This is a genomic window from Methylomonas rapida, from assembly GCF_024360925.2.
GTDB lineage: Bacteria > Pseudomonadota > Gammaproteobacteria > Methylococcales > Methylomonadaceae > Methylomonas > Methylomonas rapida.
The window spans coordinates 2956433-2980495 of the sequence record NZ_CP113517.1 but is presented as its reverse complement, the minus strand read 5'-3'; the positions used below and the strand labels follow the sequence as shown (position 1 = coordinate 2980495).

Genomic DNA, 24063 nt, shown 5'->3' with positions numbered 1-24063 from the left:
AGTTCGACGGTTTACTCATCATCAGTGTCACCGACAGGGCAATCGCGCTATGTTGCAGATGTTCCGAAGAGTAATTTAAAGCGATAGTTATCGTTCAAACATGCTCGCAACTTGCGGCGCTTCAAGCTGTCTTTAGTAGGTCCGTTATTTCGTAGTAAATTGAGTGCCATCCGTCGCATCAACGCCAAGTTTTCGGCGGAATGATCTGTTCTGGCGCGATTCGCATCTTCGCCAAACTGCACATCCAGCACCCAGTGCTGGGAATTTTCTATCGCCCAATGCTGCCGTACCCCTTCGGCAAAGCGCTGCAAATCCGTAAACGAACACAAATAGTAGCGACACTCAACCGAGGTCTTGTCACCGAGGGTGCGAATCGATTCAACCCGACCAATGGCTTGTAGCCCGGCCCAGTCAGGTTTTTGCGTCAACCAAGCAATCTCGCTACTCAAGCTGTAACGGCGTATTTCCAGGCGACCGTGATCTTTGTCGATGGTTTCGTAGACCGGTAAGCGGTCGTTGGCATTTTCAGTATCCAGCCACAACCTGACATCCTCGCAAAGGTTCGGATGATTATCCTTCAGTGCCAACACGTAATCCGCTTGCGCCGTAACGATGGTTTTCGCAATGGCTTTTTGACAACCCATGGCATCGATCGAGATCAGAGCTCCTTTGATGTCCAACATCGACAATAAATCGGGGATCGCCTTGATTTCGTTAGTCTTCTCATCCACCGCCTGTTGCGCCAACACCCAACGCGCTTCAGCCGCAAAGGCGCTCATCAAATGCACGGCCTTATCCCCTTCGCGGCTGCCGCGCAAGGTCTTGCCGTCCAAACAGACTTGCTGTCCTGAAAGGCTTGGCAATGCCGCCTGCACCCAACGTTGAAAGGTCTCGGCAAACGCTTGGGGATTCAGGCGGCCCAAGACATTACTCAGGGTATCGTGCGAGGGAATTCCATTCGGTAATTCCAAAAAGGTCCGCAGCCAATCTTCTTTTTCTTCGGCAAACTCTTCCATGCCGACCCAATCCTCGATGCCGCTCAATACTGCGCATAAGACGATCATCACGATATCCGTGAGTTTGTGGAGTTTGTTTTTGCCCTCTCGCCGCGGGTCTGTGAGGTCAGCAAAATAGGGGGTTGGATCTGGGAGCATCTGGGATATTAGGCAAAATCGCTATACTAAACCCCTTGCCCGTGCAAGTGCTACAAAGCGCGATTGCCCTGGTGTCACCGATACTGCAGCTTATTCGACTATAAAACTAATGTTACAATGCGCCGTTTTATGCCCCGGTCTTGACTGTGTCGGGGGAACTGCGAATCAACGTGTGGTCGTTTATGAGTAAACTGAAATGTGCCGTTATCGGTGCAGGCTATTTGGGGAAATTTCATGCGGAGAAATATGCGTCGTTAAAAGAATGTGAGTTGGTGGCCGTGGTCGATGTCAATCCTGAGGCTGCTGAACAGGTCGCAAAAAAGCATGGCGCGCAGGCCATGACCGATTATCAGTCTTTATTGGGACAGATCGATGCCGTCAGCATCGTGGTGCCCACCAGTCTGCATCACACGGTATCGCGAGACTTCCTGAGCGCCGGGACTCACGTTCTGGTCGAAAAGCCCATTACCGTTACCGTCGAAGAAGCCGACGATCTGATAGCGATTGCCAGGGAAAAGAACGTCATTTTGCAAGTAGGGCATCTGGAGCGCTTCAATCCAGCGGTACGTGGTCTGGACAATATGGCCGAAAAGCCGCTGTTCATCGAGTCTCACCGTTTGTCGCCATTCAATCCGCGGGCCAACGATGTCAGCGTGGTATTGGATTTGATGATACACGACATCGACATCATTCTGGCTCTGGTCGATTCGGAAGTGGAAAAGATCGACGCCAGCGGCACGGCGGTACTGACGCAAGGTACGGACATCGCCAATGCCCGGATCACCTTCAAGAACGGTTGCGTCGCCAACGTCACGGCCAGTCGCATCAGCATGAAAATGGAACGCAAGATGCGCATGTTCCGGCCGTGTTCTTACATTTCGGTCGATTTTCAAAACCGTGTGCTGATCAAGCACAAGACCGGCGAGAAGGAGATGTTCCCCGGCATACCCGAAATCGTCACCGAGGAATCCGTTTTCGAAAGCGGCGATGCCTTGCTGGAAGAAATCAAACATTTTGTCAATTGCATCAGAACCGGCGAGAATCCGCTGGTGCCGGGCGAAGCAGGGCGCAAGGCATTGGCCACCGCCATCGAAATTACCCGATTTTTAAAACACGGATAAAAGGCAGCACATTATGATCCCCATGGTCAATCTGAAGGCGCAATACGCTGAAATTCAAGACGAAATCATTAGCGGCTTTGCCGAAACCTTAGACAATTGCGCCTTCATCCTGGGGCCGAATGTACAGGCGTTCGAAAAGGAAGCGGCAGAGTATTTGGGCGTCAAACATGCGATTGGCTGCGCCTCTGGTACCGACGCCTTGCATCTGGCCTTGTTGGCGGCAGGCATAGGACAAGGCGATGAAGTCATCACGACGGCATTCACCTTCATCGCCACCGCGGAAGCCATCAAATATGTCGGGGCGACGCCGGTTTTTGTCGACATTGATCCTGGTACGTTCAATATCACGCCGGCAAACATCCTGAAAGCCATCACACCGAAAACCAAGGCGGTGATGCCGGTACATTTGTTTGGCCAACCCGTCGATTTGCCGGCCATCAAGGCGATCTGTGAAAAGCATGATTTGAAACTGATCGAAGATTGCGCGCAATCGTTTGGCGCGACTGTAGACAATCAGCAAACGGGCAGTTTCGGTGACGCGGCCGGCTTTAGCTTTTTCCCCAGTAAAAATTTGGGTTGTTTTGGCGATGGCGGTCTGGTGACCACCAACAGCGATGAAATCGCGGCCAAGATCAAGCAATTTCGCAATCATGGCTCCGATGTGCGTTATTACCATGACGTCATCGGCTACAACAGCCGGCTGGATGAATTGCAAGCCGTGGTGCTACGCGCGAAATTGAAGCGCATCGATCAATACAACGCGGCCCGGCGCCATGCCGCGCGTCTTTATTCGAAATTGCTGGAGGATTTGCCGTTGACGACGCCTTATGAAGACCGTGTCGGTGTGCATGTCTATCACCAGTACACCTTGTTGTGTGACCGCCGCGACGAGGTCATGAAAGCCTTGCAAGATCAGCAAATCGCTTCCGCAGTTTATTATCCGGTGCCGCTGCATCGGCAAAATGTGTTCAAAGACGAATGTGCGGAGTTATCCTTGCCCATCACCGAATCGGTCGCGGCGCGTTGTTTCTCCTTGCCCATTTGTGCGAACTTGAGCGATGAGACCGTGCAGCACATAGCCGGTGTGATTCGCAAGGCTTTGACGGCTTAATAGCCATTGAATTGCGGCTGGAGTGAAAAAGCTTCAGCTTTTTCCAAAGGACACGTCATGCGTAGCCAAATCCTGGGGCTATAACCTAACCCGTCAATTTATCATCGGCTTCATGGTGGGTTGGGCTGCGTAAAACCACCTACATTTTTCATTTTCAATGTCCATTCCTCAATACACCGTATTGTTCAGCGCCGGCGAATCCTCCGGCGATCAACATGCCGCCCACATGTTTCAGGACATGCAAAAACTGTGCCCGGAAATCCGGGGCATGGGCATGGGCGGGGCCAAGATGCGGCAGGCCGGTATCGATATCCGCTTCGATTCGTCCGGCATCGGCGTGATCGGGTTGGTCGAAGTCTTGAAGCATTACGCTGAAATCCGCCAAGCCCTGCAGCTGATGAAGGCCATCCTCGCCAACGAAAAGCCCGATCTGCTGGTTTGCGTCGATTACAAGGAATTCAATCTCAAGCTGGCCCAGTTCGCCAAGAAACAAGGTGTCAAGGTGTTGTTTTACGTCAGCCCGCAAGTCTGGGCTTGGCGGCCGGGCAGGGTGAAAACCTATGGCAAGGCCATCGACATGATGGCGGTGATATTCCCGTTTGAGACGGCTTATTACGAAGCCGAGAACGTGCCGGTACGCTATGTCGGCCATCCATCCGTCGATAAGGTACATCCCTTGCGCGGCAAGCAGGAAGATTTTGCCTTGTTCGGTCTGGAACCGGGGCGACCTGTGGTCGGTTTGTTGCCGGGTAGCCGGGCCAATGAAATCAAGCGCATGCTGCCGGCGATGCTTGAGGCGGCGGGAGAACTGGCCCGCAGCCATCCTGACGTGCAATTCGTGCTGCCGCAAGCCGATTCCGTCAGCGACGAGATATTGCAGAGCCACCTGCAAGGTTTTGACGTTGCGATCAACGTGGTCAAGCATCAGGCCTATGACGTCATTCAATGTTGTGATGCGATCATGACGACCTCCGGCACGGCGTCGCTGGAAATCGCGCTGTTGCAAGTGCCTATGGTGATCGCCTATCGTTTGTCGCCATTGACCTATTGGCTGGGCAAGCAGTTGGTCAAAATCCCCTTCATCGGGCTGCCCAACATCATTGCCGGCAAAGCCATCGTCAAGGAATTGATACAAGACGCGGTGACTGCCGAGAATTTGGCGGCCGAAATCGAGCGCCTGCTTTATGCGGCAAGCTATCGGGAAACCGTGATCAATGAATTGCGACGTGTGAAGCGTTTGCTGGGGGAGGGTGGCGGCTCGAAAAATATGGCCGATTTGGCCTTGGAGATGCTGCGGCAAGGCTAGATGGTCGTCGGTACGGCAGGCCTCAGGTATGTTTCTCCAATTGGCTTTGGCAGGGTAAACAATATTTACAGGCGATGGCTTTCCTGCGGGCTTCGGGAATCGGTTCGCCGCATTCCTCGCAATGCGTGGCGGATTCGCCGTGATAGATGGCTTTGCGGGTTTCCGCGACGAACAATTCGGTCATTTTTTCCATGCGTTCCGCAATCGCATCGGCACCGCCGGCCCAGGCTGTCGACATATCGTGTTTCCTCTCGAAAGATTTCAGCGGTGGCTTAAACCACCATTTCCGCCTGCAATAATTTTATCTGATCCCTGACACGCGCCGCTTCTTCGAATTCGAGATTTTTCGCGTGCTGGTACATTTTTTCTTCCAGTTGTTTTAGGGTTTTGGCAGCCTGCTTCGGTGTCATGGCCTTGTATTCGACCGCGGCTTCGGCGACCTTGGCCTTGGCGCTGGCAATCGAGCCGCCGGCGCCGGGGATGGATAGTTCCAGGATGTCCGTGACCGATTTGAACACGGTTTTGGGCGTGATATTGTTTTTCAGGTTGAACGCGATCTGTTTCGCCCGGCGGCGCTCGGTTTCGTCGATGGCTTGCTGCATCGAGCGGGTGATCCTGTCGCCGTATAAAATCACCTTGCCGTTGGCGTTGCGGGCGGCGCGGCCTATGGTCTGGATCAATGAGGTGATCGAACGCAAAAAGCCTTCCTTGTCGGCATCCAGTATGCCCACCAGCGATACTTCCGGGATGTCCAGACCTTCACGCAGCAGGTTGATGCCGACCAGTACGTCGAACACGCCGAGGCGCAGGTCGCGGATGATCTCGACCCGCTCGACGGTTTCGATGTCCGAATGCAGGTAGCGCACCTTGACGTTATGCTCCAGCAGATAGTCGGTCAAATCCTCGGACATGCGCTTGGTCAAGGTCGTAACCAGCACCCTTTCCTTGGCCGCGACGCGTTTATTGATTTCGGACAGCAGGTCATCGACCTGTGTCGTTGCCGGCCGTACTTCGACCACTGGATCGACCAGACCGGTCGGGCGTACCACTTGCTCGACCACCGCGCCGGAATGTTCTTTTTCGTACGGGCCGGGCGTCGCCGACACGTAAATGCGCTGGCCGCAGATTTGCTCGAATTCCTCGAAACGCAAGGGCCGGTTGTCCAATGCCGACGGCAAACGGAAGCCGTACTCCACCAGGGTTTCCTTGCGCGAGCGGTCGCCCTTGTACATCGCGCCGATCTGCGGCACCGTGACGTGACTTTCGTCGATGATGACCAAGGCGTCCTTGGGCAAATAATCGAACATGGTCGGCGGCGATTCACCTGGGCCGCGGTTGGACAGATGCCGCGAATAGTTTTCGATGCCGGAGCAATAACCCACTTCCAGTATCATCTCGATGTCGAACAGGGTGCGCTGCTCCAGGCGCTGGGCTTCGACCAATTTGTGGTTGTCGCGTAAATGCTCCAGGCGTTCAGCCAGTTCGAGCTTGATTTTCTCGACGGCGATCAATAGCTGTTCGCGCGGCGTCACGTAATGGCTTTTCGGATAAATCGTGAAACGGGCTAGGCGCTGGGTGACTTCGCCGGTCAACGGGTCGAACATCGACAGCCGCTCGATTTCGTCGTCGAACAACTCGATGCGCAGGGCCTGTTCTTCCGATTCGGCCGGAAACACGTCGATGACTTCGCCGCGCACCCGGTAAGTGGCGCGGCGCAGTTCCGTGTCGTTGCGGGTGTATTGCATCTCGGCCAGTCGGCGCAGAATATCGCGCTGCTTGATCATGTCGCCGCGCACCAAATGCAGCACCATCTGGAAATAGGATTCCGGCTCGCCCAGGCCATAAATCGCCGATACGGTGGCGACCACCACGGTATCGCGCCGCTCCAGCAGGGCCTTGGTCGCGGACAGGCGCATTTGCTCGATGTGTTGGTTCAACGAGGCGTCCTTGTCGATGAAGGTGTCAGAGGCCGGAATATAGGCTTCCGGTTGGTAATAATCGTAGTAGGACACGAAATACTCGACGCTGTTATCCGGAAAAAACTCCTTCATCTCGCCGTACAGCTGGGCGGCCAGCGTCTTGTTGGGCGCCAGGATCATGGCGGGGCGCTGGGTTTGCTGAATCACATTGGCGACGGTAAAGGTCTTTCCGGACCCCGTGACGCCGAGCAGGGTCTGGTGCACTTCGCCGTCATTGATGCCCTCCACCAATTGTTTGATGGCTGCGGGCTGATCGCCGGCCGGTTGATAGCGACTCTGGATTTTGAAAGGTTTATGCATGGCGTGCGGCGAGGTCGGGATAGCGCGTGGATCGCTTATTATGCCAGTAATCGCCGATTGACTCAGTTCCATGCGCCGTTTGGCCGTCATCGATTTCCCCCTTGCAAACACTCAAAAGGATTTTTACAAATTACTGATTCAGCGTTATATTCGCTATCAGATGTTGGCGCAAGCCATTGAGGTAAGTCATGCGGATATCCGGCTCTTCGCCTGTCAATCTGAATCCCACCAACCGCTATCCGGCTCAAAATATGCCTGGGCAGGCCGATCGGCGCGAGAACGATACGGCCGTCCAAAAACCAACCGAAATCGCCGACGCGGAAGTGTTGCGCCAGATTCAATGGTTAAAAAACCGTGATCGTGAAGTCAGGACTCACGAACAGGCACATTTGAGCGCGGCGGGCGGCATCGCCGTCAGTGGCGCCAGCTTCAGCTATACCGTCGGCCCGGATGGGCAGCGTTACGCCGTGGGCGGTGAGGTTAGCATCGATACCTCGGCCGTTGCCGGCGATCCGGCGGCGACGTTGCGCAAAGCCGAAACCATACGCCGCGCCGCGCTAGCCCCGGCGCAACCGTCCGCCCAAGATTACAGTGTAGCCAGCCGGGCCACCGCGATGGCCAGCAAAGCGACTATCGAATTAATGCGAGCGCAACAAAACGCCCCGCGCAGTGGTTCGCTATTGGATGTCAGCGCGTAAGTCCATCAAACAAATTCAACCGCAATGCCAATTCCCGGCTCGATGCGAACCACTTTACAGCTTTGTATCGGCGCGTCTTCAAATTCCAGCGTTTGCACTTCCACAATCGCCCCCTTTTCCAGACCGAGATCTTTGGGATAAAGCAGAAACAGACCGCTTTCGGAAAAATCCCGCATGTCAGTCTCAAACTGTTTGGACAGGCTCGGTATCGTTACCTTGATTCTTGCGCGATGAAGAAGTCGCTGATGTCGTCTATGGTCGGTCACATCATTCACTTTGAACTAATTAAAATCAGATTAAAACGGTAGCCGGTTTCCCGGCTTGCCTTGTATTTATGTTCGCCAGACGCCATTCTTGAACCTGGATTTGATTACGTGGCATAAAGCCTGCTTTATAGTATGAAAAAAAAGTCCCTGTCAAACCGACTAGAAATTTTTATTTGATGGATAATGTCGGCTTAAGGGAGCATTCGTTTAATTGAGCCCGTATGCGTTCCCAACTGAATTTAAATCTTTGTTTTGCATATCCGCAATCCATCCGCTTGATACAGCATCAGACTTCTTTTTTGAATGGCAAGACGACCCAGACCGCGAACTCGCACCAGTTCTACCTCTAATCGACGCAAAAAAAAACAAGCCGGCTCGTCATGGCTGTGGAAGGCTTTGCTGCCGCTGTTGATCGGTGGCGGTTTCTTATTGTCGTCATATATCGGCTATCTCGATTACACGGTGCGCGAACAATTCGAAGGCAAACGCTGGTCCATCCCCGCGCGCGTCTATGCCAGTCCGGTAGAGCTTTATGCCGGCTTGCCCTACAGCTTGAAAAATCTGGAAGACTTGTTGCTGCAATTGCATTACCGCCAAGACAATCAGTTGGCTGGCGAGGGGGCTTATTTCATTCGCGGTGGCCAGATCAATCTCAAGACACGGGCTTTCAACTTTGGCGACACCTTGCAGGAAAGCCGAAAGATCAAGATCAATATCGTCGGCAGTGCCATTGCAAGCATCGTCGATGCCGCGACCGGTAGCGACTTAGCCATTCTGCGCATGGAGCCGATTCAGATCGGCAGCTTTTACCCGACGCGCAAGGAAGATCGCATATTGATCAAGCTGGAAGAAGCACCGCAAACGTTGTTGCAGGGCTTGTTTTCCACCGAGGACAGGGATTTTTATAGTCATTTTGGCTTGTCGCCGAAAGGCATAGCGCGAGCGATGTGGTCAAATATCAAGGCCGGCGGCATGGTGCAGGGCGGGAGCACCATCACGCAACAATTGGTGAAGAATTTTTTCCTGACTTCCGAGCGCAGCCTGAAGCGTAAGGTCAACGAAGCCTTGATGTCACTGATTCTGGAATATCATTACAGCAAGGACGAAATTCTGGAAGCCTACCTGAACGAAATCTTTTTAGGCCAGGACGGCTCCAGCGCGGTGCACGGCTTTGGCTTGGCCAGCGAATTTTATTTTGGCCAGTCCTTGAAGACCTTGAATTTGCCGCAAGTAGCGACTTTGGTGGCTCTGGTGCGCGGCCCGTCTTATTACGACCCGCGCCGCAATCAGGAAAGGGCGCTGGAGCGCCGTAACCTGGTGCTGGATTCAATGGTGGCCGAAGGCTATATCACCGAGCAACAAGCCGGCGACGCCAAAAAGCAGCCGCTGGCCGTGGCCGCGATGACGCACCGCTCCGCGAATCGCTATCCGGGTTTCATCGATTTAGTCAAACGGCAATTGAAACAGGAATATAAAGAAGAGGATTTGACCTCGGAAGGCTTGCGCATCGTCACCACGCTGGATACCCGCGTGCAGGATGCGCTTGAGCAGGCGATAGCAAGCAAGCTGAACAAACTGGAAAAAAGCCCTAAAAGTAATGATTTGGAAAGCGCCGCCGTCGTGACTCGGCGGGATAGCGGCGAAATCGTCGCGCTGGCGGGAGGCCGTAATGCCGATGAAACCGGATTCAATCGGGCTCTGGATGCCGTCAGGCCGATCGGTTCGCTGATCAAGCCGGTGGTTTACCTGACCGCGCTGGAGTACCCCGATCGTTACACCATCGTTACGCCCATCAGCGATACTCGCCTGGAAATTCCGGCGGAAAAGGGCAAGACCTGGTCGCCGGACAATTATGATCATCGCGAGCACGGTGTCGTCCCGCTGCATACCGCATTGACGAACTCCTATAACATGGCGACGGTCAGGGTCGGGATGGACATAGGCCTGGCCAGAATTGCCAATAACCTGAAAAATATGGGGGTCAGCCGGCCAGTTGAGCTGTATCCTTCCATGCTGTTGGGCGCTGCGCCCTTGTCGCCGCTGGAGGTGACGCAGATTTATCAAACCCTGGCGGGCGATGGCTTTGCCACGCCGCTCCGATCGATTCGTGCGGTCAATGCCGCCGACGGCAAGGCCTTGCAGAGTTATCCGTTTACCGTGCGCCAGGCCGTCGACCCCGCCGCGACTTATATTACCAACACCATCATGCAAGATGTCATGCGTTACGGTACCGGGCGTTCCGCCTATAACTACATGCCGGCGGAGATGAATCTGGTCGGCAAGACCGGTACGACCAACGAAATGCGGGACAGCTGGTTCGCCGGCTTCAGTGGTGATTATTTGTCCGTTGTTTGGGTTGGCCGGGATGACAATAAAACCACCGGTTTGACGGGCGGAAGCGGAGCGTTGCAAATCTGGGCGGAGTTGATGCGGCAGGTTAGCAAACAACCGGTACAGCTAGTGCCGCCGGATAATGTCGGCATGAAATGGATAGATTCCGCCACGGGTTGGTTGACGGGCGAAGGCTGTGCCGGTGCACGTTTGTTGCCATTCGTCGAAGGCTCCGAACCCACGGAATACTCGAATTGTGGTCCGGCAGAGCCGGGCGCGGTTGAAACTTGGCTTAACCACTTGAATCCTTTTTGAATATGATTAAAAAATTTTTAACGACCTGTGTTTTACTGGCTGGCATCAACGGCGGCGCTTGGGCCGACGAGGCGCCGATAGAGCAACTCAAGACCTTTTTGAAAACCAACGCCGCCTTGTCGGCGGACTTCAAGCAGGTTAGCTTCAACAAGGCCGGACAAGCCGGTCAGACCAGTGTCGGACAGTTTTACCTGCGCAGGCCAGGTAAATTTCGCTGGAATTATCAAAAACCCTTCAATCAGGAAATCGTGTCCAATGCCGGTAAGGTCTGGTTTTACGATGCGGATTTGGAACAGGTCACCGTCAAGCAGCTGGACGATTCCCTGGGGTCCACGCCGGCATTATTGTTGACGGGGCAGGTGGACATAAACGAAAAATTCATCTTGGAAGAGCAGGGCAGCGACGAAGAAATGAACTGGATACGCTTGTCGCCGAAAAACGAAGAAAGCGGTTTCAAATATATCCTGATTGGCCTGAGCCACGGCCAGCTGGGCGGCATGGAGCTCAGCGACAATTTTGGTCAGTTGACCCGTATCTATTTTTCCAATATCAAACTCAATCCCGTCTTGAGCGACGATTTATTCAATTTCAACCCGCCCAAGGGTGTGGATGTGTTCGAAAATTGATCCAGATCGAACGTTGTCATCCTAACGTTCATGAAGGCTCGGCATCGCCCCGGCCAATGAAAGTTCTAGCTGTAGGAGCGACGCATAGTCGCGAATTGAAGCCATTTGTCGCGACTGTGCGTCGCTCCCACCATGACTTTCAGAGTAACGCTCATGAAGGCTGTGCATCGCCCCGGCAAATGAAAGTCAACTTTGTTATGTCGTTAGTCTTTTTTTGGGGTTGCCGCGTGACTTTCAGAGTAAAACATCAGTCATCCACGAAAATCACGAAATACACGAAAGAAAGCATTGCGTTATGAAGCTTGTCGATTCACCTGTTCGGTGCTGCTCTTAGATATGATAACGGTTTGAAACTTTTCGTGATTTTCGTGTGTTTCGTGGACCCAATGATTTTTCTAGGTTTAACGTTCGGGTGCTTTTGCGTCGTATCCCGCGTCGAGCCTGCCGGCCAATAAATCGCGAAGCGCCTCGTTCGGAAAACGCCGGCTCGGGGTGATGGCGTAGAAACGTTCGCGAATCTTGGCGATTTGGTAATGTTCCACCAATAAACCCTGGCGTAATTCGTCCATTACGACCACCGGCGGAACCAGGGCCAGATGGCCGGATTCGCGCGCCAATAATCTCAGCATTGCCATGTCGTCGACCTCGGCAATCACCAGCGGGCGGACACCGGCCTGTTCCAGTAAGAAATCGAACGCGGCGCGAATTTCGCTCTCGATGCTTGGCAGCAATAGCGGGGTGGTTTCCAGGTCTCGAGGAAAGCAAAACGCTTGCTCGACCAAAGCCGGTTTGCCGACCAGACTGACCGCCTGTTCGTCTAGCAGATGGCAATGCCAGTTGGCTTGCGCATCGCGCGGAACCGGGCGATTGGACAGAATCAAGTCTATGGTATGAGTGTGCATTTGAGCCAGTAATTCGCGCAGACTGCCGGAGCGCAACACCAGTTCTATATCGGTGCGCTGCAACAGGGGGCGCACCAATTCCAATTGAAAGTTTCGTGACAACGTCGAAACCGCTCCGACCCGCAATAGTTGCCGAGTGCCGGCCGGTCTGCCATGCATCAGGCTAACGAGTTCATCTCCCGTGCGGAAAATCGCATCGGCATAATCCAGAGTTATGCGTCCTGCCTCGGTCAAGGACAGGCGTCTGCCTTCTCGGTCGAATAGTTTTTGTCCCAGGGATTCTTCGAGTTGCCGCAGCTGAATACTCAGCGCCGACTGTGAAACATGCAGTTTCTCGGCGGCGCGTGTCAGATTGTTTTCATTGGCGATGACCCAGAAATAACGCAAGTGATGATAATTCAGTGCAGCCATTGGTATATAAAAAAAAGAATGTTTGTATTGAATACATATATTGGATGAAATAAGCGGCGATTGCTAGCATGAGCTCAACTGATTTTTTGGGAGATCATCATGAGCCTGCTAGCCTGCCGGTCAGTCCAGTCGCCTGCCGTGTCTGTTTTCAGCGTCGCTGCGCCATTGGCGGAAGACGCGCCGTCTTGCTTATGGCTCATCCAATTTCCCAAATCCAGTGCCCAGGGGGCAGTATGCAAACAATGACTGCCGCGCTGGTTATGTTCGGACCCGGTTTGCTGCTGGCTATCGGTTTGATCCCGCAGCGCCTGGCAGAGCGCCAGCCGAAGCGCATGCTCCAATTGGCGAGGTTCGGGACATCGGCCTCATTAACCGCTGTCATGAGCATCGGCTTGATTTTTCTGTTCGAAGGTAGCCTCCGTTTCACGATGGCCCGGTTTGATGTCTATCTGGATGCATTGGCGCTGACGATGCTGCTATTAGTGGCTTATGCCGGCTGCTTGTCGGTGAGCTATGTTCGTCATCGGTCAGCATCAGCGCAAGGACGCTTACTAAAATGGCTGGCGCTCGCTGTCGGCTCGGCAATGATGCTGGTCGTTTCAGGTAACTTGATTCAATTCGCGATGGCCTGGTTGGGACTCAATTTGGCGGGGCAGCGCTTGCTGCGATGCACGGCGGCAGCGCAAGCAATCGGAATAGAGGCACGCAAGCTATTATTTTTCAGCCGCCTAGGTGATCTATGCCTGATATTGGCAGTGTCGGTGTTATATCACGACTTGGGCCCTATCACGTTCGCCGAGATTTTTACCGCCGCGCAGGCAGCGCTCGTTGATTCCTTGTCCAGCAATGTCTGGGGATTGAGTGGGGCCGCATTCTTGCTGGCCTTGAGCCTGATTCTGCGGCTGCTGCCATTGGCGTATTTTGTGTTGCTTGCGGACGCGACGAGAATATCCTCCCCGGTTTTGGGCTTGCTGTTTGCTTGCATCATCAACGCCTGTGGATTTGTGATGGCCAGGATGAGCCATGTCCTGGCAATAAACCCCGCCGCGATGAATTTGCTGGCGATCAGCGGGGCCGCAGTATTCTTGTCTGGAGTCTCCGCGATATTGCTCTCGAACAAGCCGGATAAGTTATTGAACGCGTGCATGCTTGCCCAAGGCGGATTCCTGGCATTGCAATGCGGTGTAGGGGCGTTTTCATCGGCTGTACTATCCATCTTTGTCTGCGTTGTATATCTGGTTCACGCGCTCTGTGGTTACGGCGGTATGGGCGATATGACCGAGCGAACTCAGTCAGCGTTGGCAACTAGCCAACACAGGACAAATGAATTGTTGTTGCCGCTGTTCCTGGCATTGACCACGACCTTCCTCGCCGCTCTGGCCGTCGGTCTGAATCCAGTGGCACAGCCAGAGACCGTGATGCCCGGCATGATGCTGCAATGCCTATTTGCCTATTTTCTGTGGGGCTCCCTGGATTCTTCTACGGTGCAAAAACCAATTTCGCGCGTCATCGAATTGATGGCATTGGTCGGCATGTCTTATTTTGCAATGCAACGTTGTTTCTTGATCGGATTACAAGAAGTCGTGCCGGTTGCCTCGATGGAACTGGCTTTGTTCAATGAACGGTTGCTGGGGCTGGTTTTGGGCGGCATCCTCGTCTTATTGATAGGACACAATCACGCCTGGGCAAGCGCGCGCTTACATTTTTACGCGCATCCCAGGCTCGGAATCTTGCTGCACCGGATCGCGCGCTGGAAATGGCTGGCTGCCGTGCGCCAAACGCGTGGCGAATTTTAAGGAGCAAACAATGTATCCCTCATTGGAACTTTCCCCAAACCTGTATGTTGACCGTCGCGTTGCATTACTGACCCAACATGGCAAGGAAGCCGTGCTCGGAGAAGTGCTGGGTGAGGCGCTGGCTTGTAAGGTGGAGCGTATCGAAGGTTTCGATACCGATACCTTAGGCACGTTTACGCGCGATATTGCCAGGGTCGGCAATCAATTGGAGGCCGCGAGACGTAAGGCTCGGATCGGTATGCAATTGTCCGGTTTGCCTATTGGCCTGGCCAGCGAAGGCAGTTTTGGTCCGGATCCAGTGACCTACATGATGTCGTATAACCGTGAGTTGCTGGTTTGGATAGATGACGATTTGGGTATCGAAGTCATCGCCACCGTATCCGGCCGAACCAATTTTGCCAGTGCTCTGGTTGCTAGCTGGGCAGAGGCGAAACATTTTGCCGAACGGGTCGGTTTTCCCCAGCACTATTTGGTCGTGCGCCCGCAGCATCAGGATTATCCTGTATTTAGAAAAGGCTTGTCCGATTGGCTGGCGTTCGAGCATGCGGTCGCCTGGGCCATGGCCGTTGCAGAAAACGCTCAGGTCTTCATTGAAACCGACATGCGCGCGTTTGCCAACCCGTCAAGGATGGAAACGATACGGTTGGCGGCGCAAGAACTGGCCATTCGCTTGACGTCCTATTGTCCAGTTTGCCGGGCGCCCGGCTTTGCCAGGGCCGAAGTTGTAAAAGGTTTGCCTTGCGAAAATTGCGGCATGCCCACCGCGGAGATCAAAGCCGACTTGCTGCGTTGTGTTCGCTGTGGTCACCAACAACAAATCGAGCGAGCGAGGCAATATGCCAACGCCGGACAATGCCACCTTTGCAATCCATAATGAAAATAGAATGGTTTGTTTAAATTCTTATATTGGATTTATATGAGTTGCAATTGATAGCATGATCCCGGCTTTGAAAGCGATTTTTCAATGCAATGACTTTTTGACCAGTAACCGGGAGACATACCGAGATGTCAACTTTAGCCGCCACGCGAGACATTATTTTGCCACTAGAACCCCTGGGTCTGAACATGTCCTCCCGGCTTCCCATGCATGCCGCGCATCTGGATTTGCTCGAAGCCGAGGCACTGTTCATCCTGCGCGAAGTGGCGGCCGAATGCCGACATCCGGTGCTGCTGTTTTCTGGCGGCAAGGATTCGGCGGTGTTGCTACATCTGGCTTACAAGGCGTTTCACCCCGAGCGGATCGGTTTTGCGTTGCTGCATATCGATACCGGTCATAACTATGAAGAGGTGATTGCCTATCGTGATCGCATGGCGGAGCGTTATGGCTGCCGCCTGTATGTGCGCCATGTCGAGGACTCGATTCGCAATGGTTCGGTACGCTTGCGTGATCCACTGGAATCGCGCAACCCGCATCAATCGGTGACCTTGATGGAATCCATCGCCGAATTCGGTTTCGATGCATGCCTGGGCGGCGCCCGGCGCGACGAGGAAAAGTCGCGCGCCAAAGAGCGGGTGTTTAGCGTGCGCGACGAGTTTGGCCAATGGGAACCAAAAAATCAGCGGCCGGAGCTATGGTCGTTGTATAACACCCGTGTGGAACCAGGCGGTCATTTGCGAGTGTTTCCGATTTCCAACTGGACCGAACTCGACGTTTGGCAATACATCCAGCGCGAGGATATCGAACTGCCCGAACTGTATTTTGCCCATCCGCGCCAAGTGGTGCGCCGGGGGGAGGTATTGGTGCCAGTTACCCGGCTGACGCCCGCCAAGGCCGGTGATGTCGTGGAAACCATCAGTTGCCGTTTTCGTACTGTCGGCGATATTTCCTGCACCGCGCCGGTACCGTCGATGGCCGGGACGCTGTCCGAGATCATCGAAGAAACCGCGCAATGCCTGTTGAGCGAACGCGGCGCTACGCGATTGGACGACCGTGCTGCGGAAGCGGCGATGGAACAACGCAAAAAAGAGGGGTATTTCTGATGAACGCGATTGCAACGCCAGCTAAATCTACGAAAGCCGGCGGCCTAAAGCATGATGAAAGCCTGTCGGGCCTGCTGCGTTTCATAACCGCCGGCAGCGTCGACGACGGTAAAAGCACGCTGATCGGACGTTTGCTATACGACACGGGGAATGTGGCCAGCGATCAATTGGCCTCGATACTCGCTACCTCGCAGAAACGCGGCCTGGCCGAAATCGATTGGTCGTTGTTGACCGACGGCTTGCTGGCCGAACGCGAGCAAGGCATCACGATTGACGTGGCTTATCGTTATTTTTCCACGGCGCGGCGTAAATTCATCATCGGCGATGCGCCCGGTCATGAACAGTACACCCGCAACATGGTTACCGCGGCATCGAACGCCGATTTAGCGATCTTATTGGTGGACGCTCGCAAGGGTGTAGTCACCCAGACCCGCCGCCATGCTTATCTGGCGCATTTGTTGGGTATTCGCGAGCTGATGCTGGCGGTCAACAAAATGGACCTCGTGGATTGGCAGCCGGCGGTTTACCAAGCGATAGTCGACGAGTTTGTTTCCTTCGTCACCCGCTTGGGCCGTCACCACGTCCAGGCGATTCCCTTATCGGCATTGAGCGGGAGCAATGTCGTGGCTAGGGACCAGTCCGTGTCGTGGTACCGCGGCCCAACTTTATTGGAGTATCTGGAAAGTATTCCGGCAAGACGCGATGCCGGACTGGCATCCTTGCGCCTGCCTGTACAGCGCGTGGCGCGCGTGATGCTGGGCAATGGCGCGGATGGTTCGACCCATGGCGAATTTCGCGGTTATCAGGGAACGCTAGCCTCGGGAACCTTGCGGCCAGGTGATGAAGTGATGGTCATGCCTTCGGCTCAACGTGCTCGTGTTGCTGGCATAAAGATCGGCGAGCAGTCGCTGGCCCAGGCCGCCATGGATCGTTCGGTGGTGGTCTCGCTGGATCGGGAATTGGATGTTTCGCGCGGCGATATGCTGGTCGACCCGCGCGAACCGCCGCGCGTCAGTAAGGAATTGGTCGCCGATTTATGCTGGCTGTCGGAGCAACCGCTGCAACCGCGCGGCAAGTACCTGATCAAGCATACCACGCGTACGGTTCAGGCACTGTTCGCCGAATTGGATTACCTGATCGATGTCAACACGTTGGCACGACATAAGGGACCCGAGACAGCGCATATGAACGACATCGTGCGGGTCAGGTTGAAACTGCAGCAGCCTTTGCTGACCGATGCTTACGCGGATAACCGCGTCACGGGCAGTTTTATCGTCATCGAGCCCGTGTCACTGAATACCGTGGCGGCCGGCGTGATTGTCTGACAAGAAGTCAGGAACATGCCAAGCCAATCTGTGTTGTTGTCAAGCCAACCGGCAGCTCGGGGCAACGGTCCGTCGATTTCATCCGTGGCATGAGTCATCGAGTTAGAGCATCGCTAAGGCGCCAATTTCCTTCACAAAAGACGCTATATCTGCATTTTGCAACGCCGATAGAATTGTCGTGTCGGATTGCCTGTAATGGTTTACACGGAAGAGGCGCTACCGGCGGAGCGGACGTTCTATGAGTTGCTGAATCGACAAGGCTATCGTCGACGGACGGTTGCCAAGAGCAAAGTTCAAAAAAAACCGAAATGACCGATCCGATATTCGCGAATGTGCGCCAGATCAATAGTGAGGCCGACGCCGACGACGTTACGAATTAGCATGGATACCAAAGCGACCGTGAACCTTGGCGAGTATTCCCGAGGCGTCAAATCACGAGTTCTTAATGCGGTTAAGGCCCTCGATCACGACATGGCGAGTAAAGCGAAATTGATTCCAGGCGGCCTATTGGAGCCTGTCAGCGGACGGTCTTTCCTGTTTTTTGGGGAAAGTTACAAAACCAGCGATTTCATGATCGATGGCCTGGAAGCTTGGTGGGAACAGCGAAAGCCGGGTTATCCGGTATTCGTACCTTGGTGATCAATTCGGACAACGGCCCGGAGTGTAGTGGTCACCGAACCCGGTATTTACAACGGCTGGTTGAGTTTGCAGACAAAACCGGGTTGACCATCCGTCTGGTGTATTACCCGCCTTATCACAGCAAATATTTCGATGCCCTTTAGGGTACAACGCGATCGAGCGTTTTTGGGCGGGGCTGGAGAAAGCCTGGAATGGCTATTTGTTGGATTCTCAAGAGACGGTTTTGAAGCGCGCGGGGATTTTTATCTGAAAAGGACAGCGGGCCGTGGTCTCGATGATGGCCGGTGTCTATGAAAAAGGCGTTAAATTAGCCGCCGATCAGGTGCGCGAACTTGAGGCGAGACTGCAACGCTCAACGGCCTTGAAATGGTGGGATATCACCATCGCACCGGAAACGGTATTTTGAAAACGGCATCATCCCTTACACAATAGCAGGGCTAGCTATGCCCTGAATTTTTAGAAACCATGACATAGCGAGATAAAAATTTAAAACGAACCCCGGTGGCTCAAAAAATCGGCCAATCAAGCCGTCGATAATGGTTGTCTTGGGCGTAGTTTGATAATTTTGCAAGAGGCTCAGTGCTTTTATTATTTTGGTATGGTGAGGCGCCATGATTTTGTTATAGTTGTCAGCCTTTTCCTACCTTATTCAGTGGAACTGTCATCCCTCACGCATGAATAAAACGACCAAGCAATCGTTGTTCGCTTGGCTCCTACTAGGGCTGGGACTGCTTGTCACCGGTTTTACCAGTCTGCAGATCAAACAAGGTATCGACGCGGAAGGCGTGAGGCAGTTTTCCTTTAGCTGCGATCAGATCGCGTTGAAAATTCGCGAACGCCTTAATGCTTATGCCTTGACGTTGCGCGGTGGCGCTGCGCTGTTTGATGCATCCGAGCATGTCAGTCGGCAGGCGTGGCGGGCTTACAGCGAAACTTTACGCGCCCAAGACGCGATACCCGGCGTGCAAGGCATCGGCTTTACCGAGCTCATTAGACCGGATCAACTGGTCAGTCATGTCGCTCGCATCCAGGCGGAAGGCTTTTCCGATTACAGCGTAAAACCGGCAGGCGCGCGCGATCTCTATACCGCGATTATCTATCTCGAACCCTTCAACGAGCGTAATTTGCGCGCATTCGGCTATGACATGTTTTCAGAGCCGGTTAGGCGGCTGGCGATGGAGCAGGCCAGAGACACCGGCACTGTGGCTTTGTCGGGCAAGGTTGAATTGGTGCAGGAAACGGGAGCCGATGTGCAGGCGGGGGCTTTGATGTATGTGCCGGTTTTTCGCCGGGATAAGCCCCATGAAACCCTCGAGCAGCGCCGCGCTGAATTGATAGGCTGGGTTTATAGCCCTTACCGGATGAACGACTTGATGACCGGGATTCTAGGAGATTGGGAACATCGAGAAGGTCAGAACATTGGTTTGCAAATTTACGATGGGCCGCAGGTGGACCCTGCCAGTTTATTGTTCGTCAGTCAGTCTGTCCGGCCGCCAGATCATCATGTCTTGCTGCAAAATCAACGCGTTATTGATTTCAATGGTCACCAGTGGCTGCTGAATTTCGAGCGTATCGGTTTTCCGTTCGCTATCAGTTACCTGTCGGTATGGGTTTCGTTGGGTGGCGGAGCCATACTCAGCCTCTTGTTGTTTGGCTTGATGTTGTCGTTGATCAACACCCAAAAAAACGCAGAGCGTATCGCTAATCGTCTGACCGAAGAAATCAAGCGCCGCGAGCAACAGCTTGCGGAAAGCGAATGCCGTTGGCGTTTCGCGTTGGAAGGCGCGGGGGATGGGGTCTGGGACTGGAACTTGGAAAACAATAAGGTCTTTTTTAGTCGGCGTTGGAAAGAAATGCTGGGCTATCAGGAAGACGAGATCGACAGCAGCCCAGACGATTGGGCGCAGCTGATCCATCCAGACGATAAAACCCAAACTTTGGCGACGGTGGATGCTTATCTGAGCGGTAATATCGACGTTTACATTTGCGAACACCGGCTGCGCTGCAAGGGCGGGGATTGGAAATGGATACTGGCCCGAGGTATCGCGGTGCGTAATGCGGATAACGGCAAGCCACTGCGTATCATAGGCACGCATACCGATATTCATCAACGCCGGATGTTGGATCAAGCGCTAAGACAAAGCCGCGCCGAATTGCAAGAAGCGCAACGCATCGCGCAAGCCGGTAGTTGGCAACTCGACCTCGCTACCGAACAGGTGCGATGGTCGGATGAGTTGTATCGGATTATGGGGTTAGATCCGAAGCGGCCGGTGCCCGATTATCCTGAGCAAAGCGGTTTTTTCACGCCACAAAGCTGGAGCGCTTTGAATGCCGCCGTTTCACGCGCGCGGCAAGACGGCACACCCTACGAGCTCGAATTGGAAACCATCCGTTCTGATGGGACGATGGGATGGTTGTTGGCCAGAGGCGAGGCAGTCCGCGATGAAAATGGCGCGATTGCGAAGCTGAACGGGGTGGCGATGGATATAACCCAGCGCAAGCAAGCCGAATTGCAGCTTAGGGCGGCGCATACCGAAACCGAACGTTTCCGAAAGGCGCTGGATTATGTCTCGGCTTGCATCTATATGAAAGACACGCAGTCGTGTTATGTCTATGCCAATCGCGCGGCCTTGGGCTTGTTCGGCGTGTCGGCGGAACAGCTGGTGGGCTGCGACGATTATCGGTTTTTCCCCCCGGAGACAGCCAAGCGGCTCAGAGAAATCGATGCGCGGGTATTTCAAGGTGAACAAACCGACGAGGAAATCGAGGTGGCATATGCAGAAGGCGGGCGGCAAGTTTATCTGGAGTCCAAGACGCCGATTTATCAGGACGAGGCGGGTAAGTCGGTTTGGGGTTTGCTGGGGATTTCCACCAACATCACTATGTTGAAGGAGCACGAGCGTTATCTGGAACGTATCGCTCATTACGACGCGCTGACGGGCTTACCGAATCGAGTATTGTTTGCGGACCGCTTGCAAAAAGCCATGGCTCAGGCGTTGCGTCGGGGTCAGCGTCTGGCCGTGGCTTATATCGATCTGGATGGCTTCAAGACCATCAACGACAGCTATGGGCATGATGCCGGCGATCATTTGTTGATGCTGGTCGCCAATAACATGAAACATACGTTACGCGATGGCGATAGTCTCGCCCGCTTGGGCGGTGACGAATTCGTCGCGGTATTGATCGATTTAAACGATATCGAAGCCAGTACGCCCATGTTTTTGCGCTTGTTGGGGGCGGCACAGGAACCGGTAAAACATGACGAAAGTGTTTTGCAAGTGTCTGCCAGTATCGGCGTGTCCTTTTATCCTCAACTGGAGGAAGTGGATGCCGATCAGTTGCTGCGTCAGGCGGATCAGGCCATGTATCAGGCCAAATTGGCCGGCAAAAATAAATTTCATGTGTTTGATGTCGAACAAGATCGTCTGGCGCGTGGCCTGCATGAGAGTGTGGAACGCATCCGCCGCGCGTTGGTGGATGGCGAATTCGTGTTGTATTACCAACCCAAGGTCAATATGCGCGACGGGGTCATGGTGGGGGTGGAGGCCTTGATTCGCTGGCGGCATCCCGAGCGCGGGCTGTTACTACCCGGCGTATTCTTGTCGGTGATCGAAGAAAATCCACTGTCCATCGAATTGGGTGAATGGGTCATCGATACGGCGTTGAGCCAAATCGAGGCATGGCAAGCAACGGGTTTCGATATTCCGATTAGCGTCAATATCGGTGCGCAACAATTGCAACAGGCCAATTTCGTCGAGCGATTGCAATCGTTACTAGCGTCCCATCCTCGAATTCAACCTGCTTTGTTGGAGCTGGAAGTGCTGGAAACGAGCGCGCTGGCGGATTTGGTGCAAGTTTGCCAAGTGATAAAAGAATGCCGGGAGATTGGCGTCAAGTTCGCGCTAGATGATTTCGGTACCGGGTATTCTTCTTTGACTTACCTGAAACGGTTGTCGGCGAACGTGCTGAAGATCGATCAAAGTTTTGTGCGCGATATGTTGGACGACCCGGACGATTTGGCTATTTTGGACGGTGTGCTGGGGCTAGCGATGGCTTTTCGGCGGCAAGTCATCGCCGAGGGCGTGGAGACCGTCGAGCATGGTGAAATGCTGTTGCAATTGGGCTGCGAGCTTGCCCAAGGTTACGGTATCGGTCACTCGATGACGGCGGCGCAGTTATTAAATTGGTGGGCTGAATGGCGGCCGAATCCGAGTTGGGTTGGTTTGCGGACCGTCAACCGCGCCGACTTGCCATTGCTTTACGCTAGAGTCGAACTCAAGGGCTGGGTTTCAGCGTTCGAGAAGGCCCTGGTCGATGATTGCAGTAACCCGCCGGCGCTGAATCATCATTTGTGCCGCCTGGGTATCTGGTTGGATGCCGGCGGTTTAAACGGTAGATGCGAGCCATCGGTCTTCGAGGAAATTCATGCATTGCATCATCGGCTGCACGAACTGGCCAAGGAGTTGGTTGATTTGACCGCGCAGGGGCATCAGCAAACCAGGCAGGCAACGCTGGATGAGTTTCGCGTTTTGAGGGACAAATTGTTTGCCTCGCTAAAAAGCTTGTCACATAACCTCTAGCTTTTTGCAGTGAATCTGGGCATTACGGCTTCCCGCTTAAAGCTTTAAGCGGGACAGTTATTCCAGGGAACCTAAAAAAATCAGTTGAGCATTTTAAATCCCGTTCGCCCTGAGCCTAGTCGAAAGGGAGGCGGGCTTTAGAATGCTCACCAAATGGGTGGTGCGTGGAATCCTTTCGTGCTGAGCTTGTCAAAATATGGATTACAAGCCCTTAGACAAGGCTCGCCTGAGCGTGGCCGAAGGGCTTAGAGCGAACGGTTGCCCCGCCAATGGGTAGCCGAAATTACGCAATACGTTAAGCCACGCAAACACGGTTGCGACCCGTTTGTTTGGCCTTATACATGGCTGTGTCGGCGCGTTTGATGAAGCTTTCCATGTTTTCGTTGCCGCGTAACGAACTGACGCCGAGGCTGGCGGTGATATTCAAGACTTCCATGCCGTAGGCCAGCGTCTGCGATTCGATGCAGGTGCGCACGCGTTCAGCGATGACGGCGGCGGCGTCCAGATTGGTATCGATCAGCATGATCACGAATTCTTCCCCCCCATAACGAAACACGACATCACTGCCGCGCACGCTGTCTTTGACCTTGCTGGCCACCGCCGCCAGCGCCATGTCGCCGCAATCGTGGCCATATTCGTCGTTGAGAGCTTTAAAGTGATCGATGTCTACGAAAATCAACGATAAATGCTGCTCGCAGCGATTGGCCCGCTTGATCTCCCGCGCCAACATATCGTTGAAACCGGCACGGTTGTGCGTTTGGGTCAACGGATCGGTGTAAGCCATTTGCAAGGCTTGATGGAACAAGGTGGCGTTTCGTAGCGGGTAGATCAGGCAGCACAGCAGGCTTTCCAGCATTGCCAGTTCATCCTTACCGAAGCGATGAGTGCGGGTCAGTTTCAGTTCGCCAAGTTGCTGGTCTTCGACTTTCAGCGCATAGCTGCAGGAATGACGGCCGACGATGCCGCGCTTGAATGAAAGGCCGAATTCGTCGTTGGTGTATTCCACGCTGTTATGCGGGACGGTGGCTTGGATTTTGTTGCAAAAGATCGCAATCAGCTCGTTGAATTCCAGCGTGGTTTGCAGTGCGCTGCTGATGTCGTAATGATGAAGATTGACCGCTGTCGAGGCTTGAAAACTTTTATTGCTGACAACGGCTAGTTCGGCGGTTCTTTCTTTCATGACACTTCCTCGGGCCTGGAAACGATGGTTTTTCGTTTTCAAG

The 24063-nt window shown here is 53.9% G+C and carries 18 protein-coding genes and 1 pseudogene; 13 read left to right on the top strand and 6 right to left on the bottom strand.

Going from position 1 to position 24063, the window contains the following annotated elements; genetic code table 11:
* Positions 1 to 47 precede the first annotated feature (47 nt).
* Positions 48 to 1154, bottom strand: coding sequence for an ISAs1 family transposase (locus NM686_RS13935; RefSeq protein WP_255187025.1), 1107 nt, complete (start codon positions 1152 to 1154; stop codon positions 48 to 50).
* Positions 1155 to 1336: 182 nt separating this feature from the next.
* Here NM686_RS13935 and NM686_RS13930 point away from each other — a divergent pair, with 182 nt between their 5' ends.
* The 3 genes from NM686_RS13930 to lpxB all read left to right on the top strand — a co-directional run bounded on the left by NM686_RS13930 (position 1337) and on the right by lpxB (position 4692).
* A complete protein-coding gene (locus tag NM686_RS13930) occupies positions 1337 to 2275 on the top strand; it encodes a Gfo/Idh/MocA family protein (protein WP_255188442.1) in 939 nt (312 codons plus the stop codon).
* A 13-nt stretch (positions 2276 to 2288) separates the two neighbouring features.
* Positions 2289 to 3386, top strand: coding sequence for a DegT/DnrJ/EryC1/StrS family aminotransferase (locus tag NM686_RS13925; protein WP_255188441.1), 1098 nt, complete (start codon positions 2289 to 2291; stop codon positions 3384 to 3386).
* 157 nt (positions 3387 to 3543) lie between these two features.
* Positions 3544 to 4692: a lipid-A-disaccharide synthase gene (lpxB, locus tag NM686_RS13920; protein WP_255188440.1), complete on the top strand. Its 1149-nt coding sequence runs from the start codon at positions 3544 to 3546 to the stop codon at positions 4690 to 4692.
* 22 nt (positions 4693 to 4714) lie between these two features.
* On the opposite strand, the gene NM686_RS13915 is transcribed toward lpxB, so the two are convergent.
* Positions 4715 to 4930, bottom strand: a complete 216-nt coding sequence (locus NM686_RS13915; RefSeq protein WP_255188439.1) for a TraR/DksA C4-type zinc finger protein — start codon at positions 4928 to 4930, stop codon at positions 4715 to 4717.
* Between the two features lie 34 nt (positions 4931 to 4964).
* Positions 4965 to 6971 carry an excinuclease ABC subunit UvrB gene (gene uvrB, locus NM686_RS13910; RefSeq protein ID WP_255188606.1) on the bottom strand — a complete coding sequence of 669 codons (2007 nt, stop codon included), beginning with the start codon at positions 6969 to 6971 and terminating at the stop codon, positions 4965 to 4967.
* Positions 6972 to 7159: 188 nt separating this feature from the next.
* Between uvrB and NM686_RS13905 the strand changes: the two genes are divergently transcribed.
* The gene (locus tag NM686_RS13905) at positions 7160 to 7669 is read left to right on the top strand and encodes a putative metalloprotease CJM1_0395 family protein (RefSeq protein WP_255188438.1); all 510 of its coding nucleotides are present in this window, start codon (positions 7160 to 7162) and stop codon (positions 7667 to 7669) included.
* Between the two features lie 5 nt (positions 7670 to 7674).
* Here the strand turns inward: NM686_RS13905 and NM686_RS13900 are convergent, their stop codons facing one another.
* A complete protein-coding gene (locus NM686_RS13900) occupies positions 7675 to 7935 on the bottom strand; it encodes a PilZ domain-containing protein (RefSeq protein ID WP_269022972.1) in 261 nt (86 codons plus the stop codon).
* A gap of 303 nt (positions 7936 to 8238) precedes the next feature.
* Here NM686_RS13900 and mrcB point away from each other — a divergent pair, with 303 nt between their 5' ends.
* Both mrcB and lolA read left to right on the top strand, forming a co-directional pair.
* Positions 8239 to 10581, top strand: a complete 2343-nt coding sequence (mrcB, locus tag NM686_RS13895) for a penicillin-binding protein 1B (protein ID WP_255188436.1) — start codon at positions 8239 to 8241, stop codon at positions 10579 to 10581.
* Between the two features lie 2 nt (positions 10582 to 10583).
* Positions 10584 to 11207 (top strand): outer membrane lipoprotein chaperone LolA, encoded by a 624-nt coding sequence (gene lolA, locus NM686_RS13890; protein ID WP_255188435.1) that lies wholly within the window; start codon positions 10584 to 10586, stop codon positions 11205 to 11207.
* A 401-nt stretch (positions 11208 to 11608) separates the two neighbouring features.
* On the opposite strand, the gene NM686_RS13885 is transcribed toward lolA, so the two are convergent.
* Positions 11609 to 12520 carry a LysR family transcriptional regulator gene (locus NM686_RS13885; RefSeq protein WP_255188434.1) on the bottom strand — a complete coding sequence of 304 codons (912 nt, stop codon included), beginning with the start codon at positions 12518 to 12520 and terminating at the stop codon, positions 11609 to 11611.
* Positions 12521 to 12753: 233 nt separating this feature from the next.
* On the opposite strand from NM686_RS13885, the gene NM686_RS13880 reads away from it, so the two are divergent.
* The 7 genes and pseudogenes from NM686_RS13880 to NM686_RS13850 all read left to right on the top strand — a co-directional run bounded on the left by NM686_RS13880 (position 12754) and on the right by NM686_RS13850 (position 22840).
* Positions 12754 to 14316: a proton-conducting transporter transmembrane domain-containing protein gene (locus NM686_RS13880; RefSeq protein WP_255188433.1), complete on the top strand. Its 1563-nt coding sequence runs from the start codon at positions 12754 to 12756 to the stop codon at positions 14314 to 14316.
* Between the two features lie 10 nt (positions 14317 to 14326).
* Positions 14327 to 15190 carry a DUF6671 family protein gene (locus tag NM686_RS13875; RefSeq protein ID WP_255188432.1) on the top strand — a complete coding sequence of 288 codons (864 nt, stop codon included), beginning with the start codon at positions 14327 to 14329 and terminating at the stop codon, positions 15188 to 15190.
* A gap of 131 nt (positions 15191 to 15321) precedes the next feature.
* The gene (gene cysD, locus NM686_RS13870; RefSeq protein ID WP_269021809.1) at positions 15322 to 16296 is read left to right on the top strand and encodes a sulfate adenylyltransferase subunit CysD; all 975 of its coding nucleotides are present in this window, start codon (positions 15322 to 15324) and stop codon (positions 16294 to 16296) included.
* Entirely contained in the window at positions 16296 to 17621 is a 1326-nt protein-coding gene (locus NM686_RS13865; RefSeq protein WP_255188431.1) for a sulfate adenylyltransferase subunit 1, read from the top strand. The genes cysD and NM686_RS13865 overlap by 1 nt, the downstream gene beginning before the upstream one ends.
* Before the next feature lie 330 nt (positions 17622 to 17951).
* Positions 17952 to 18403, top strand: a pseudogene (locus NM686_RS21815) (ISAzo13-like element transposase-related protein).
* 122 nt (positions 18404 to 18525) lie between these two features.
* On the top strand, positions 18526 to 18666 hold the full coding sequence (locus NM686_RS13855) for a hypothetical protein (RefSeq protein WP_255188429.1): 141 nt from the start codon (positions 18526 to 18528) through the stop codon (positions 18664 to 18666).
* A 268-nt stretch (positions 18667 to 18934) separates the two neighbouring features.
* A complete protein-coding gene (locus NM686_RS13850; RefSeq protein WP_255188428.1) occupies positions 18935 to 22840 on the top strand; it encodes an EAL domain-containing protein in 3906 nt (1301 codons plus the stop codon).
* Positions 22841 to 23135: 295 nt separating this feature from the next.
* On the opposite strand, the gene NM686_RS13845 is transcribed toward NM686_RS13850, so the two are convergent.
* Positions 23136 to 24020 (bottom strand): GGDEF domain-containing protein, encoded by an 885-nt coding sequence (locus tag NM686_RS13845; protein WP_255188427.1) that lies wholly within the window; start codon positions 24018 to 24020, stop codon positions 23136 to 23138.
* Positions 24021 to 24063 lie beyond the last annotated feature (43 nt).